This is a genomic window from Bradyrhizobium sp. ISRA464, from assembly GCF_029910095.1.
Classification (GTDB): Bacteria; Pseudomonadota; Alphaproteobacteria; order Rhizobiales; family Xanthobacteraceae; genus Bradyrhizobium.
The window spans coordinates 4,680,535-4,694,639 of the sequence record NZ_CP094526.1 but is presented as its reverse complement, the minus strand read 5'-3'; the positions used below and the strand labels follow the sequence as shown (position 1 = coordinate 4,694,639).

The following is a 14,105-nucleotide window of genomic DNA, read 5'->3' as shown; positions in this document are numbered from 1 at the left end:
CCGGAACGTCAACGTTCCCGGAAACCGCGCGTAATCTCGTCGCGCAGCGGTCCGAGCAGATATTCGAACAGCGTGCGCTGGCGTGTCGGCACGATCACCTCGGCCGGCATGCCTGGCTGCAGCTCGATATGCGATTTCCTGACGTCATCAGGATCGAGCGCGACCTCGACCGCGTAGTAGCCGGGCGACGACTTGTCATCGGTCAACCGGTCCGCAGACACCGTCTTGACGGTACCGTAGAGGCGCGGCCGTTCGGCATAGTTCACGCCGATAAGCCTGACCTCGGCGCGACGGCCGGTGGTGACGTCGTTGATGTCGGAGAGCTTGAGCCTGGCGTCGGCGATCAGCGGATTGTCCGACGGCACGACGTCCATCAGCTTGGCGCCTGGCTGGATCACGCCGCCCTCGGTGAAGACGTCGAGGCCGACCACCGAACCGGTCGCAGGCGCGGTGATCCTGGTGCGCGCCACCACGTCGCTCGCGGCGTCGATCTTGGGGGCGAGCTCGGCGAGCTTGGTCTCGGTCGAGCGGAGCTGGTCGGTGATCTCGCTCATCCGCGCGCGCTCCGCCTTGGCGATCTCGAGCTCGTTCTGCGCGATCTGCTGCTGCATGCCGGCTATGTTGGCCTGTTGCGCGCCGATGTCGGCTTGCAGCTTGGCATCCTCGCGCTGCAGCGCCAGGATCCGGGTCTTCGGCGTATAGCCCTGTTCGTACAAATGCTGCGCGCCATTCATCTCGTCCGTCAGCAGCTCGCGCTGCTTCTGCGTGCCGGTCAGTTGCGCCTGCGTCCCGCCGATCTGCGCGGTGAGCTCCTTGATCTTGCCTCGCAGCACCGCGGTCTCGGCTTCGAACTGATGTTTCCGCGCGGCCATCATCGCGGTCTCGTTGGCCATCGCCTGGCGTACGGTGGCTTTGTCGCTCCGTGCGCGCAGGTCGTCGCCAAAGGCAGGCGCGTCCTGGCCGTCACGCTCGGCGACCAGCCGCGCCTCCGCGGCGAGGGCGGCGTCGCGATCGGCGACGAGGACGTCGAGCTTGGCGCGCGGGTCGCTGTCGTCGAGTGCGATCAGGAGCTGCCCCTTCTCGACATGGGCACCGTCGCGCACCAGGAGCTGGCGCACCACGCCGCCGTAGGGGTGCTGCACGCTCTGCCGCCGTCCCTCGACCTGGAGGTTGCCGTTGGCGATCGCCGCGCCGGAGATCGGTGCCAGCGTGCCCCACATCGTCATCGCGCCCGCAAAGGCTGCGACCACGCCGGCGCCGAGCCATGCCGGCCGCTCGGGCCGCGAGTACGAGGCGCGGTCGCGGATCGGGGCAAAATCCTCGCCGATCACCGTCATGTGGCACCTCGCGCGGCGGCCTGCTGCTGCAAGCTCTGATAGATTTCGCCGGGCGGCCCGAGCATGTCGAGCAGGCCGTTGCGCAGCACCATCATGACGTCGACGATGTCGAGGATGGTGGTGCGATGGGTGATGACGATGACGGTCGCACCCTCGGTCTTGGCCTGCAGCAACGCCGCCTTCAGCGCCTCCTCGCCGGGGCCGTCGAGATTGGCGTTAGGCTCGTCGAGCACGAGCAGAGGCGGGCGGCCGAGCAGCGCGCGTGCCAGCGCGAGGCGCTGGCGCTGTCCGCCGGAGAGGCCGACGCCGCCGGCGCCGAGCTGCGTGTCGTATTGCTTGGGCAGGTCGAGGATCATCTCGTGGATGCCGGCGCGCTTGGCCGCGTCGATGATCTCCTCGGTCGAGGCGTTGCCGAAGCGCGCGATGTTCTCGCGCACGCTGCCGACGAACAGGCCGACATCCTGCGGCAGGTACCCGACATGGCGGCCGAACTCGAGCGGATCCCAATGGCTGTAATCGAGCCCGCCGAAGCGCAGCCGTCCGCCGGCGGGCGCGATCGCGCCGACCAGCATGCGCGCCAACGTGCTCTTGCCCGAGCCGCTGGCGCCGACGATGCCGAGCGCCTGTCCGCCTGCGAGCTCGAACGACAGGCCCTTGATGACCGGCTCCTGCCGCGCCGGCAGGACGCAGCTGACATCGCGCACGTCGATTGTGTTGCGGGCGCGCGGCACGATGGTGCGGGGCGGCGTCAGGTCGACCTCGGCGAGCAGGTCGCGTACCTCGACATAGGCTTCGCGCGCGCCGATGAACTGCTTCCAGGTGCCGACCGCCTGCTCGACCGGCACCAGCGCGCGGCCCATCACGATGCTGGCGGCGAAGATCGTCGCGGGCGCAATCGCATGATCGATCGCAAGCCAGGCGCCGGTGCCGAGCATCAGGGATTGCAGCAGCAGGCGGAAGAAACGAATCGAGGAGGTCATGACCGCGTTCTTGTCGCTGGCATGAGCCTGCTGCACCAGCATCGAGGAGCGTTGGCTCTGCCAGTTGTGCTCGACCGCGGGCTGCATGCCCATGGCGCGGATGACATCGGCATGACGCAGCACGTTCTCGGTGAAGACATAGGACTGGTTGCCGGCGGCCTCCGCCCGCTTCATCGGCTCGCGCGTCATGACCTCGTTGAGCCCGGCAAGGCCGAGCAGCAGGATCGCGCCGAGGGTCGCGACGATGCCGAGCAGCGGATGGATGAAGAACAGCAGCATCAGGTAGATCGGGATCCACGGCAGGTCGAAGGCGAAGTAGATGCCGGGTCCGGTCACGAAGGTGCGGAACTGGTCGAGATTGCGCAGCTGCTGCGCACCGCGTGAGGCTCCGCGCTCCGCGGAGCGAACCACCAGCGCCTCGAACACGCGCCGCGACAGGTCCATGTCGAGGCGGATGCCGCAGCGGATCAGGATCCAGGCGCGCACCGCGTCGAGCAGCGCCATGGTAAGCAGCGCGATCGCGAGGATCAGGGTGAGAAGGACGAGGGTCGAGATGTTCTCGTTGAGCAGGACGCGGTTATAGACCTGCATCAGATAGAGCGGCGAACTCAGATAAAGCAGGTTGATGCCGCTCGAGAACAGGCCGGCCCACAGAAAGTGCGGCCATAGCGCGACGAGCGCCTGGCGGACACCATCGCTTCGACGCGAATGTGCGACAGTTTCGTCAAAAACTGCCAGCGAGTCCGAATGCATTCGGAGAAGTCCTCAAACTGCCATGCAGGGTCACGATGCAGGAACCGCCGGCTCCGGCGGCCAGCGGCATCAGGGACGATGGCGTGGGGAAGTCTCCCCACGCCACGTGTTGTGAGACTTTCCGGACTCAGGCGAGCCCGTGGAGCAGGCCACCCACATCAAGGTGACCGACATCGGCCGTGGCGCCGATCATGGTCGGAGCGGAAACTGAGGCGTCGATGCCGCCGGTTCCGGCCAGGCCGGATGCCGAAAGGTTGACGCTCGGATTGGTTTCGACCACCGCACCGAGATCAAGCGTGTGCGAGAGATCGACCGTTCCGCTGGCGCCCGCCGATGCACCGCCGCCTGCGCCGACACTGCCTGAGAGCGAGCCGGTTGCAGAACCGAGCAGTCCGTCGACAGTGTCGAGCAGGTTTCCGAGAAGTGCCATGTGAACTCCTTTGTTTGATTGGCTTGGCGCGACGCAAAGCGTCGCAGGCCACAAAGTCATTCGCGCGCAAAAGGTTGCGGACTCATATGCGACCATTTCGTGCTCATTTCATGAGCGAGGAACAGGAACCGTACGTATGTCCTCGACCGTCGTCGTGGAGCGCGCGAGCCACGCGCTCGCCTTGGCGAAGGCGGAGGCAATCCATGTCACTGCTTGCGGAGGTATGGATTGCTTCGTCGCTAACGCTCCGCGCAATGACGTTGTCGAAGGCGCCGGGGGCGCTTCAGTGGCCTTGATGCCTTGAGATGAAGAACCTGACATGAGGCGCATGTGGGTTGACGTCGCGGGCGCCGCGGTCGATGGATTGAAAGCCTTTCACGTCAACAATAACAGGAAGCTTTTATGACACGCGTGCGCTGCATCACCGAAATGGGCATGGGCGTCGACGTCCACGGACGCGACGCCACCAAGGCTGCCAAACGCGCGGTCTCCGACGCCATCCGCCACTCCAGCCTCGGCTTCTTCCGCATGCTCGGCAAGACCGCGAACGACATGTTCGTCGACGTCACGATCGCCGTGCCGAATCCGGAGGGCGTCGACACCGCTGAAGTCGCCAAGGAGCTGCCATATGGCACAAAAACAGTGAAGGCGATCGCAGGCGGGCTCGAAATCCCGTCAGACCAGGGCAATGACCCGATCCTCATTGCAAATGCGGCGGTCATCGTCAGCTTCGATGATGGGAAATGATGCGTCGGTCCGTGGCAAAGGCGCGAAGGGCGCCTTTGCCCGCCCCGCGGTTTCGCACGCAACGTGACAGCATCATTTGAAATAGTCCGGCTTGCCGGTGGTCCAGGTCTCGCCCCAATGCTGACCGCCGCCGTCGACGGTCAGCGTCTCGCCGGTGATGAATTTGCCGGAGGGGCCTGCGAGATAGGCGCTGGCCTCGGCGATGTCCCAGGGCGAGCCCGGGCGCATCATCGGATTGGAGCGCGGATAGGCGGCGCGCGCTTCCGCGGTGTAGACGTTCCAGCCCTCGGTTTCGATCGCACCAGGGGCGATGCAGTTGACGCGGATGTTCAGCGGCGCCCATTCGACCGCGAGCGCGCGCGACAGCCCGATCACGCCGGATCGCGCCGCGATCGTGTGCGCGATGCCGTAGAGGCCGTGGGTGGTGACCACGACGATGTTGACGATGCTGCCCGGGTGCTTGCGGTCACGCCAGAGCTGCGCCGCCGCCTGCATCATGTACCAGGTGCCGTTGAGGTTGGTATTGATGACCGCGTTCCAGCCCTTGACCGAAAAGTCGATCGCGGCCTGCGGGAACTGGCCGCCGGCGCTGTTGACCAGGATATCGACGCGGCCATGTGCGGCCCAGATCGCCTCGAACATCTTGTTGACGGCGTCGGGGTCCTTGATGTCGGCCACATGCGCGGAGGCCGTCAGGCCGCGCCGCCTGAGAGCGTCGACCAGCGCATTGAGCTTGTCGCTGTTGCGGCCGACCACGATGACATCAGCGCCGAGCCGTGCGAACAGCCACGCGATGGCGCGGCCGATGCCGCCGGCGCCTCCGGAGACGACCGCCACCTGACCGGCCAGCGCATCGGATGCAAACACGGTCGGATGGATCGCCAGTTCGTCGTCGGAGAGGCCGAGCCGTTCAGACTCCGCTTGATCTGTCATGGTCGGTCCGGCCCTTGCGGCTTGCATCGAGGTCCGTACATTAGCTAGCCAATCACAACGACGCAAAGACCATCAATATGGCCGATCTCTCCGCCTTTCCGATTACAAAACGCTGGCCCGTTCAGCATCCGGATCGCTTGCAGCTCTATTCGTTGCCGACGCCGAATGGGGTGAAGGTCTCGATCATGCTCGAGGAGATCGGGCTGCCTTACGAAGTGCATCTCGTCGACTTCAACAAGGACGACCAGAAGACAGCGGAGTTCCTCTCGCTGAACCCGAACGGCAAGATCCCGGCGATCCTCGATCCCGACGGCCCCGGCGGCAAGCCGCTGCCCTTGTTCGAATCCGGCGCCATCCTGCAATACCTGGCCGAGAAGACCGGCAAGCTGCTGCCGGCGGGTCCGGCGCGCCGTTACGAAACCATCCAGTGGGTTCATTTCCAGATGGGCGGCATCGGCCCGATGTTCGGCCAGGTCGGCTTCTTCAACAAATTCGCCGGCAAGGACTATGAAGACAAGCGGCCGCTGCAGCGCTACATCGCGGAATCCAAGCGTCTGCTCGGCGTGATGGAGACACACCTCGCAGGGCGGCAGTGGTTCATGGATGACGAGTACACCATCGCCGATATCTCGATGCTCGGCTGGGTGCGCAATCTGATCGGCTTCTACGATGCACGCGGGCTTGTCGAGTTCGACCAGTTCAAGGACGTTGCGGCCTGGCTGGAGCGCGGGCTCGCGCGTCCTGCCGTGCAGCGTGGACTGAATATTCCGAAGCGGCCCTAGGCCGCGCGATTGAGCAGTTCGTAAGCGAGAAAACCCGTTGTCGGCCGCGCTCTGCTTCGCCATGATCGTTCCGCCCGTCCTTCCATTCCTGCCTCGAGCCCGCCCATGACCACAGACGCGATCCGGCCTGCCGTTCACCGTCATCAGCCCTGGTACAAGGTTCTCTATGTCCAGGTGCTGATCGCGATCGCGCTCGGCATCCTGATCGGGCATTACAACCCCGGCCTCGGCAAGGCGCTGAAGCCGCTCGGCGACGGCTTCATTGCGCTGATCAAGATGATGATCGCGCCGGTGATCTTCTGCACGGTGGTGCACGGCATCTCCTCGATGGGCGACCTCAAGCGCGTCGGCCGGGTCGGGCTGAAGGCGCTGATCTATTTCGAGACCGTGTCGACGGTTGCGCTCGCGATCGGCCTTCTGGTCGGCGAATTGCTGCAGCCTGGCCACGGCTTCAACATAGATCCGACCACGATCGATCCGAAGTCGGTCGCGACCTACGTCAGCAAGGCGAAGGAGGAGGGCATCGTCGCCCACCTGATGGCGATCATTCCGGACAGCTATTTCGGGGCGCTTTCGCGCGGCGACCTCCTGCAGGTGCTGCTGATCTCGATCCTCTCCGGATTTGCCATCGCGTTCATGGGCAAGGCCGGCGAGCCGATCGCGGCGGCGATCGACAAGGCCGCCAAGGTGTTCTTCGGCATCATCCGCATCATCGTTCGCGTCGCGCCGCTTGGCGCGTTCGGCGCCATGGCCTTCACAGTCGGCGCCTACGGGCTCGGCTCGCTGTGGAACCTGGCCGCGCTGATCGGTACCTTCTATCTCACCAGTGTGCTGTTCGTGCTGATCGTGCTCGGCGCCATTGCGCGGCTCGCGGGCTTCTCGATCCTCCGCTTCATCGCCTATATCAAGGACGAGCTCCTGATCGTGCTCGGCACCTCGTCATCGGAGACCGTGCTGCCGCAGATGATCCAGAAGATGGAGCATCTCGGCGCCTCGCGCTCGGTGGTCGGCCTCGTTATCCCGACCGGCTACAGCTTCAACCTCGACGGCACCAACATCTACATGACGCTGGCGACGCTGTTCCTGGCACAGGCCACCAACACGCATCTGACGATGTGGCAGGAGCTCGGCATTCTCGGCATCGCCATGATCACCTCGAAGGGCGCCTCCGGCGTCACCGGCGCGGGCTTCATCACGCTCGCGGCGACGCTGTCGATCGTGCCCGACATTCCGATCCAGTCGATCGCGATCCTGGTCGGCATCGACAAGTTCATGAGCGAGTGCCGCGCGCTCACCAACCTGGTCGGCAACGGCGTCGCCTGCGTGGTGATCAGCCTTTCCGAAGGCGAGCTCGACAAGGATGCGCTGCATGAGACGATGGCGCATCCGCTCGAACTCGGCGAGGCGCTGGAGCCGGGCGGGACGGGGTAGGTCCGTCCGGAACGCTGGCCTGGAAGCGCAAGCCCGTCGCCGGCCTCGAGGGCGCCTTCGTCACGGGACCGGCGACACCGTCCAGGTCATGGTCAAGGACTCCGACAAATATGCCTCGACCGGCGGATGGGGCTTTGGCCGCTTCATTGACGGCAAGCCGGTCGATGCGGCCCAGCACGAGACCTGCTTTGCCTGCCATGAGGCACACGCCAAGGATCACGACTTCGTCTTCACGCATTACGCACGCTGAAGCGCGGCGAATATCGGTGTGGAGACAGACCCGGTCCGATCTGGCGCTGTAATTGCTGTGGGGATAATTTCCCGCAGCAATCGCATGCGGGGAACGGCATTGACCATCACCATCTACGGCATCAAGAACTGCGACACCATGAAGAAAGCCCGCGCCTGGCTCGACGATCACGGCGTGGCCTATGATTTTCACGACTACAAGATCGCCGGAATCGGCAAGGACAAGCTCGAGCAGTGGAGCGATGAAGTCGGCTGGGAGACGCTGCTCAATCGCGCCGGGACTACCTTCAAGAAGCTGCCGGACGCCGACAAGGACGGATTGAACGAGCGCAAGGCGCTGGCGCTGATGGCCGATCAGCCGTCGATGATCAAGCGGCCCGTGCTCGACCTCGGGGCCAAGCGCGTGGTCGGCTTCAAGCCGGATCTCTACGCCAAGGAAATGCCGGCGAAGGCGCGCAAGAGCTGAAGCGTTTTCGAGCGAAGTGGAGACCGGTTCGCTCGTCCATCCGCGGAACCGTCTGGCCGCTGCCACGGAGTCGCAGCCATGCGTTCAGGAACTCACGTTGCCTGTCGACTTGACGATCGAGGGATTTGCGCTCTCGAACTGCAAGGCCGTGGGCCCTCTGTGCACATCGGCAGGCTTCGGTCGGGGACGGAAATATTCTATGAAGGCGCCGATTCGCAGCAAAACACCGTTAACGGCCGCTTTCCGATGCGCAAAGCGCGAGCGAATGCCATTCGACTAAGGATGAACCGGAACCGGTGTTGGCGATGCCGCGCTGCACAGCTTTCCACCTTGCGTAACCGCCACGGATGACGGCATATTCCGGCCCGGAGGCGGCGGGCTCCGGACGGTTTCCAGGACGCATCGGACAACCTGTCGGACATCAAAAGAACTGGCCACGCGGGCGAGAGGCCTCGCAGCGATGGCGTATGGGGGATTCTATTTGGCCGATGAGTTCATTCTCGAAACCAGCGGATTGACCAAGGAATTCGCGGGTTTCTTCGCAGTTCGTGACGTCGCGCTGAAGGTGCGTCGCGGTCACATTCACGCGTTGATCGGGCCTAACGGCGCCGGCAAGACAACCTGTTTCAACCTGTTGACCAAATTCCTGAACCCTTCGGCGGGCGAGATCCGCTACAAGGGGCAGGATATCACCGCGATGCCGCCGGCCGACGTGGCGCGGCTCGGATTGGTCCGGTCGTTCCAGATTTCGGCGGTGTTTCCCCATCTGACAGCGCTCGAAAACGTCCGCGTGGCCTTGCAGCGCCAGCACGGTGCGTCGTTCGATTTCTGGCGCTCCAAGACCGTGCTCGACCACTTCAATCCGCGCGCCCATGAGCTGTTGAACGACGTCGGCTTGAGCGAATTCGCCAACACGCCGGCGGTCGAGATGCCCTATGGCCGCAAGCGCGCACTTGAAATTGCGACGACGCTCGCGCTCGACCCGGAGATGATGCTGCTCGACGAGCCGATGGCCGGCATGGGCCATGAGGACATCGACAAGATTGCGGCGCTGATCAAGCGGATTTCCGCCAAATACACCATCCTGATGGTCGAGCATAACCTCTCGGTCGTGGCCAATCTTTCCGACGTCATCACCGTGCTGACGCGCGGCCAGGTGCTGGCGGAGGGCAACTACGCCGACCTCTCCAAGGACGAGCGCGTGAAGGAAGCCTATCTGGGAGCGGGTCATGGCTGAGGCGAAACTGGCGGAAGCCCCCGCGACGGCTGCCAGCGCCGAGGTGCTGTCGGTCAAGGATCTGCAGGCCTGGTACGGTGAGTCCCACATCCTTCACGGCATCAATTTCAGCGTGAAGGCCGGCGAGGTCGTGACGCTGCTCGGCCGCAACGGCGCCGGCAAGACCACGACGCTGAAGTCGGTGATGGGTGTCATCGGCAAGCGCTCCGGCTCCATCCGGTTCAACAATCAGGAGATCATCCGCGCCACGTCCGACAGGATCGCGCGGATGGGAATTGCGTTCTGCCCTGAGGAGCGCGGCATCTTCTCGAGCCTCGACGTGCGCGAAAACCTGATGCTGCCGCCGGTGGTGCGGAGCGGGGGCCTGTCGCTCGACCAGATCTTCACGCTGTTTCCGAACCTGAAGGAGCGCCTCACCAGCCAGGGCACCAAGCTTTCGGGCGGCGAGCAGCAGATGCTGGCGATCGCGCGCATCCTGCGCACCGGCGCGCGCTTCCTGATGCTGGACGAGCCGACCGAAGGGCTGGCGCCGGTCATCATCCAGCAGATCGGCCGCACCATTTCGCGCCTGAAGTCGGAGGGATTCACCATCCTTCTGGTCGAACAGAATTTCCGCTTCGCCTCGACCGTTGCCGACCGCTACTACATCGTCGAGCACGGCAAGGTGATCGACGGATTCTCGAATTCGGAACTGTCGGCCAACATGGACAAGCTCCATACTTACCTTGGCGTCTGAGATCGCCTGAACCAGAAAATTTAGGACGAGGGAATACCGGATGAGGAATACGATTTCAGCGCTTCTGCTCGGCACCGCGATGGTGTTCAGCGCCGCGAGCGTCGCCTCCGCCCAGGACAAGATGGACAAGACGGTCAAGATCGGCGCACTGTCCGATCAGTCCGGCCTCTATGCCGACCTCGCAGGTCCCGGCTCGACGCTGGCGGCGCAGATGGCGATCGAGGATTCCGGCCTGAAGGCCAAGGGCTGGACCATCGATCTCATCTCCGGCGATCACCAGAACAAGCCCGACATTGGCACCACCATCGCCCGGCAGTGGTTCGACGTCGACAAGGTCGACGTGGTCGTCGACGTGCCGAATTCCGGCGTCGCGCTCGCGGTCAACAACGTCGTGAAGGAAAAGAACGGCGTCTACATCAACTCGGGCGCCGCGACCTCGGATCTGACCAACGCGCAGTGCTCGCCGAACACGGTGCACTGGACCTACGACACCTACATGCTCGCCCACGCCACCGGCCAGGCGTTGGTGAAGGCGGGCGGGGACACGTGGTTCTTCCTGACCGCGGACTATGCGTTCGGCGCGGCGCTGGAACGCGACACCACCGCCGTCGTCACCGCCAATGGCGGCAAGGTGGTCGGCGGCGTCAAGCATCCGCTCAACACCGCGGACTTCTCCTCCTTCCTTCTGCAGGCGCAAGCCTCCAAGGCCAAGATCATCGGTCTTGCCAATGCCGGCGGCGACACCACCAACTCGATCAAGCAGGCCGCCGAGTTCGGCATCGTCAAGGGCGGCCAGAAGCTCGCCGCGCTCCTGCTGTTCCTGACCGACGTCAAGGCGATCGGGCTCGAGACCGCGCAGGGCCTCAACTTCACCGAGACGTTCTACTGGGATCTGAACGACCAGACCCGTGCCTTCTCCAAGCGCTTCTCGGAGCGGATGAAGAACAGCGCTCCCCCGACCATGGTGCAGGCCGGCGTCTATGCGGGCCTGATGCATTATTTCAAGGCGCTGGAAGCGCTCGGCGGCAATCCGCATGACGGCGTCAAGGTGGTCGCCAAGATGAAGTCGATCCCGACCGACGATCCTCTGTTCGGCAAGGGCGAGATCCAGCCCAACGGCCGTGTCACCCACAGCGCCTATCTGTTCGAGGTGAAGAAGCCGTCGGAGTCCAAGGGGCCGTGGGATTTCTACAAGCTGGTCGGCACCGTGCCGGGCAACCAGGCTTTCACCCCGCTCGACAAAAGCACCTGCCCATTGCTGAAGAAGTAACGATCGTGCCCGCCGGTCACGGCGTGACCGGCGGGCTTTGTCTACCCAAGCGAAAGCTCATTCGATGCAGGCTTTATACGCACAGCTCCTGGTGGGACTGATCAACGGCTCGTTCTATGCGTTGCTCAGTCTGGGGCTCGCCGTGATCTTCGGCATGCTCAACATCATCAATTTCGCGCACGGCGCGGTCTACATGATGGGCGCCTTCGTGGCGTATTTCCTGCTCAACCTGGGCGGCATCAACTACTGGTGGGCGCTGATCATCGCGCCGATCGTGGTCGGCATCTTCGGCATGATCCTCGAACGCACCATGCTGCAATGGCTGACGGGGCTCGACCATCTCTACGGGCTGCTTCTGACCTTCGGCATTGCGCTGATCATTCAGGGTGTGTTCCAGAATTATTTCGGCTCGTCCGGTCTGCCTTATTCGATCCCGGATCAGCTCAGGGGCGGCATGAATCTCGGCTTCATGTTCCTGCCGATCTATCGTGGCTGGGTCGTCGTGTTCTCGCTTGTGGTTTGCCTGGCGACCTGGTTCCTGATCGAGAAGACGCAGCTCGGCGCTTACCTGCGCGCCGCCACCGAAAACCCGACGCTGGTGCGCGCCTTCGGCATCAACGTGCCGCGCATGATCACGCTGACCTACGGGCTCGGCGTCGGCCTCGCGGCGCTTGCCGGCGTGCTATCGGCGCCGATCAACCAGGTCCGGCCGCTGATGGGCGCCGATCTGATCATCGTGGTGTTCGCGGTGGTCGTGATCGGCGGCATGGGCTCGATCATGGGATCGATCATCACGGGCTTCGCGCTCGGCGTGATCGAGGGACTGACCAAGTATTTTTATCCCGAAGCCTCCAACACCGTGGTGTTTGTCCTGATGGTGCTGGTGCTGCTGGTGAAACCCACGGGACTGACGGGACGGGCGGCCTGATATGTCAGCATTGACCGACGATACGATTCCGGTGACGCCGCGCGCGATGCGCGACGAAATGATTGTGTTCGCCGTGATGGCGGTGCTGCTGGCGGTGGTGCCGTGGACGGGGGTCTATCCCTTCTTCGTCATGCAGGCGCTGTGCTTCGCGCTGCTCGCCTGCGCCTTCAACCTTCTGATCGGCTATGGCGGCCTGCTGTCGTTCGGCCACGCGATGTTCCTTGGCACCGCGGGCTACGTGTCGGCGCATGCGCTGAAGGTGTGGGGGCTGCCGCCCGCGCTCGGCATCGTGGTCGGCACGGCTGCTGCGGCCTTGCTCGGCCTCATCACCGGTTACATTTCGATCCGCCGGCAGGGCATCTATTTCTCGATGATCACGCTGGCGCTGTCGCAGCTGCTCTACTTCATCTATCTGCAGGCGCCGTTCACCCACGGCGAAGACGGCATCCAGGGCATTCCGCAGGGCCACCTGTTCGGGATCTTCGACCTCTCCAAGCCGATGGTGCTCTATTACGTCGTGCTGGTCGGATTCCTCGCCGGCTTCCTCCTGATCTACCGGACCATCAATTCGCCGTTCGGCGAGGTCCTGAAGTCGATCCGCGAGAACGAGCCACGCGCGATTTCGCTGGGCTACAAGACCGACCAGTACAAGCTGCTCGCCTTCATCCTGTCGGGCACGCTGGCGGGATTCGCCGGCTCGCTGAAGGTCTTCGTGGCGCAGAACGCCTCGCTCACCGACGTGCATTGGTCGATGTCCGGTGAAATCGTGCTGATGACGCTGGTCGGCGGTCTCGGCACGATTTTCGGACCCGTGGTCGGCGCCTTCGTGATCATCGCCATGCAGCAATATCTTGCCGGCTTCGGCCAGTGGGTGACGGTGATCCAGGGCGTCATCTTCGTGGCCTGCGTGCTGCTGTTCCGGCGCGGTCTCGTCGGCGAGCTCGCCCATTACCTCCGGCGCTCGCTGTAGGCGTTTTCCAGCGGAGTGGACCCCGGTTTCGCGCGAAGAAATCGCGTTAAACCAGAATTCAGGGCAGGGGCGAGCTGCCCTTTCGAGAGCCGACATAGCGGTGGATGACCGCCCATTCGGGCGGTCGCCCCCGGATGCTTTCCTCGCGAAATGTTCTATGACAGTTTTGTGACGGCTTCCGATGGCCGTCCAAAACGATGGAACTGAACAATGTTGCGCTGGTTTCGCTCCTTTCTGCCCAAGGAAGAGCGGTTTTTCGACCTGTTCGCCCGCCACGCCCAGACCTCCGTGCAGTGCGCGATGGCGCTGCAGGACATGCTGAAGGGCGGGGAGGAGACGCCCGTCTTCTGCCAACGTGTCAATCAGTTCGAGAACGACGCGGACAACATCACCCGTGAGGTCCTGACCGCCGTCCGCCGCACCTTCATCACACCGTTCGACCGCGGCGACATCAAAAGCCTGATCACGTCGATGGACGATGCCGTCGACCAGATGCAGCAGACCGCGAAGGCGGTCGTGCTGTTCGAGGTGCGATCGTTCGAACCGCCGATGCGCGAGATCGGCAGCCTGATCATCGAATGCGCCAATCTGGTCGGCCGCGCGCTGCCTCTGCTGCAATCGATCGGGCAGAATGTCGTGATGCTGACCCAGATCACCGAGGAGCTGACCAAGCTCGAGGGCCGGGTCGACGATCTCCACGATATCGGCCTGAAGGAATTGTTCCTGAAGCATCGCGACGCCAACACGATGGACTTCATCGTCGGTGCGGAGATCTACGATCATCTCGAGAAGGTGGCCGACCGCTTCGATGACGTCGCCAACGAGATCAACTCCATCGTGATCGAGCAGGTCTAGT

General features: G+C 63.7%; 14 protein-coding genes and 1 pseudogene. 11 read left to right on the top strand and 4 right to left on the bottom strand.

Annotated features, from left to right (window positions below):
• Window positions 1–8: 8 nt before the first annotated feature.
• The 3 genes from MTX19_RS22145 to MTX19_RS22135 all read right to left on the bottom strand — a co-directional run bounded on the left by MTX19_RS22145 (window position 9) and on the right by MTX19_RS22135 (window position 3,500).
• Window positions 9–1,337 carry an HlyD family type I secretion periplasmic adaptor subunit gene (locus MTX19_RS22145; protein ID WP_280979288.1) on the bottom strand — a complete coding sequence of 443 codons (1,329 nt, stop codon included), beginning with the start codon at window positions 1,335–1,337 and terminating at the stop codon, window positions 9–11.
• Window positions 1,334–3,070, bottom strand: coding sequence for a type I secretion system permease/ATPase (locus MTX19_RS22140; protein ID WP_280971991.1), 1,737 nt, complete (start codon window positions 3,068–3,070; stop codon window positions 1,334–1,336). Before MTX19_RS22140 ends, MTX19_RS22145 begins: the two co-directional genes overlap by 4 nt.
• A 127-nt stretch (window positions 3,071–3,197) precedes the next feature.
• On the bottom strand, window positions 3,198–3,500 hold the full coding sequence (locus tag MTX19_RS22135; protein ID WP_280979287.1) for a hypothetical protein: 303 nt from the start codon (window positions 3,498–3,500) through the stop codon (window positions 3,198–3,200).
• A 402-nt stretch (window positions 3,501–3,902) separates the two neighbouring features.
• On the opposite strand from MTX19_RS22135, the gene MTX19_RS22130 reads away from it, so the two are divergent.
• Window positions 3,903–4,247 (top strand): Lin0512 family protein, encoded by a 345-nt coding sequence (locus MTX19_RS22130; protein ID WP_280971989.1) that lies wholly within the window; start codon window positions 3,903–3,905, stop codon window positions 4,245–4,247.
• Between the two features lie 72 nt (window positions 4,248–4,319).
• On the opposite strand, the gene MTX19_RS22125 is transcribed toward MTX19_RS22130, so the two are convergent.
• On the bottom strand, window positions 4,320–5,180 hold the full coding sequence (locus MTX19_RS22125) for an SDR family oxidoreductase (protein ID WP_280979286.1): 861 nt from the start codon (window positions 5,178–5,180) through the stop codon (window positions 4,320–4,322).
• Between the two features lie 77 nt (window positions 5,181–5,257).
• On the opposite strand from MTX19_RS22125, the gene MTX19_RS22120 reads away from it, so the two are divergent.
• The 10 genes and pseudogenes from MTX19_RS22120 (at window position 5,258) to MTX19_RS22075 (ending at window position 14,104) form a co-directional block, all read left to right on the top strand.
• Window positions 5,258–5,962 (top strand): glutathione S-transferase N-terminal domain-containing protein, encoded by a 705-nt coding sequence (locus tag MTX19_RS22120; protein ID WP_280985468.1) that lies wholly within the window; start codon window positions 5,258–5,260, stop codon window positions 5,960–5,962.
• Between the two features lie 105 nt (window positions 5,963–6,067).
• Window positions 6,068–7,393, top strand: coding sequence for a dicarboxylate/amino acid:cation symporter (locus tag MTX19_RS22115; RefSeq protein ID WP_280979285.1), 1,326 nt, complete (start codon window positions 6,068–6,070; stop codon window positions 7,391–7,393).
• Window positions 7,394–7,446: 53 nt separating this feature from the next.
• Window positions 7,447–7,643, top strand: a pseudogene (locus tag MTX19_RS22110) (cytochrome P460 family protein); the annotation flags it as partial.
• Window positions 7,644–7,742: 99 nt separating this feature from the next.
• Window positions 7,743–8,108 carry an ArsC family reductase gene (locus MTX19_RS22105; protein ID WP_280979284.1) on the top strand — a complete coding sequence of 122 codons (366 nt, stop codon included), beginning with the start codon at window positions 7,743–7,745 and terminating at the stop codon, window positions 8,106–8,108.
• Between the two features lie 481 nt (window positions 8,109–8,589).
• A complete protein-coding gene (locus MTX19_RS22100; RefSeq protein WP_280971984.1) occupies window positions 8,590–9,345 on the top strand; it encodes an ABC transporter ATP-binding protein in 756 nt (251 codons plus the stop codon).
• Window positions 9,338–10,081, top strand: a complete 744-nt coding sequence (locus tag MTX19_RS22095; RefSeq protein WP_280979283.1) for an ABC transporter ATP-binding protein — start codon at window positions 9,338–9,340, stop codon at window positions 10,079–10,081. Before MTX19_RS22100 ends, MTX19_RS22095 begins: the two co-directional genes overlap by 8 nt.
• Before the next feature lie 40 nt (window positions 10,082–10,121).
• Window positions 10,122–11,351, top strand: a complete 1,230-nt coding sequence (locus MTX19_RS22090; RefSeq protein ID WP_280979282.1) for an ABC transporter substrate-binding protein — start codon at window positions 10,122–10,124, stop codon at window positions 11,349–11,351.
• A 64-nt stretch (window positions 11,352–11,415) separates the two neighbouring features.
• Window positions 11,416–12,279 carry a branched-chain amino acid ABC transporter permease gene (locus tag MTX19_RS22085; protein ID WP_280971981.1) on the top strand — a complete coding sequence of 288 codons (864 nt, stop codon included), beginning with the start codon at window positions 11,416–11,418 and terminating at the stop codon, window positions 12,277–12,279.
• A 1-nt stretch (window position 12,280) separates the two neighbouring features.
• Window positions 12,281–13,249, top strand: a complete 969-nt coding sequence (locus MTX19_RS22080; protein WP_280979281.1) for a branched-chain amino acid ABC transporter permease — start codon at window positions 12,281–12,283, stop codon at window positions 13,247–13,249.
• Window positions 13,250–13,459: 210 nt separating this feature from the next.
• A complete protein-coding gene (locus MTX19_RS22075) occupies window positions 13,460–14,104 on the top strand; it encodes a DUF47 domain-containing protein (RefSeq protein WP_280979280.1) in 645 nt (214 codons plus the stop codon).
• The last annotated feature ends 1 nt before the right edge of the window (window position 14,105 follow it).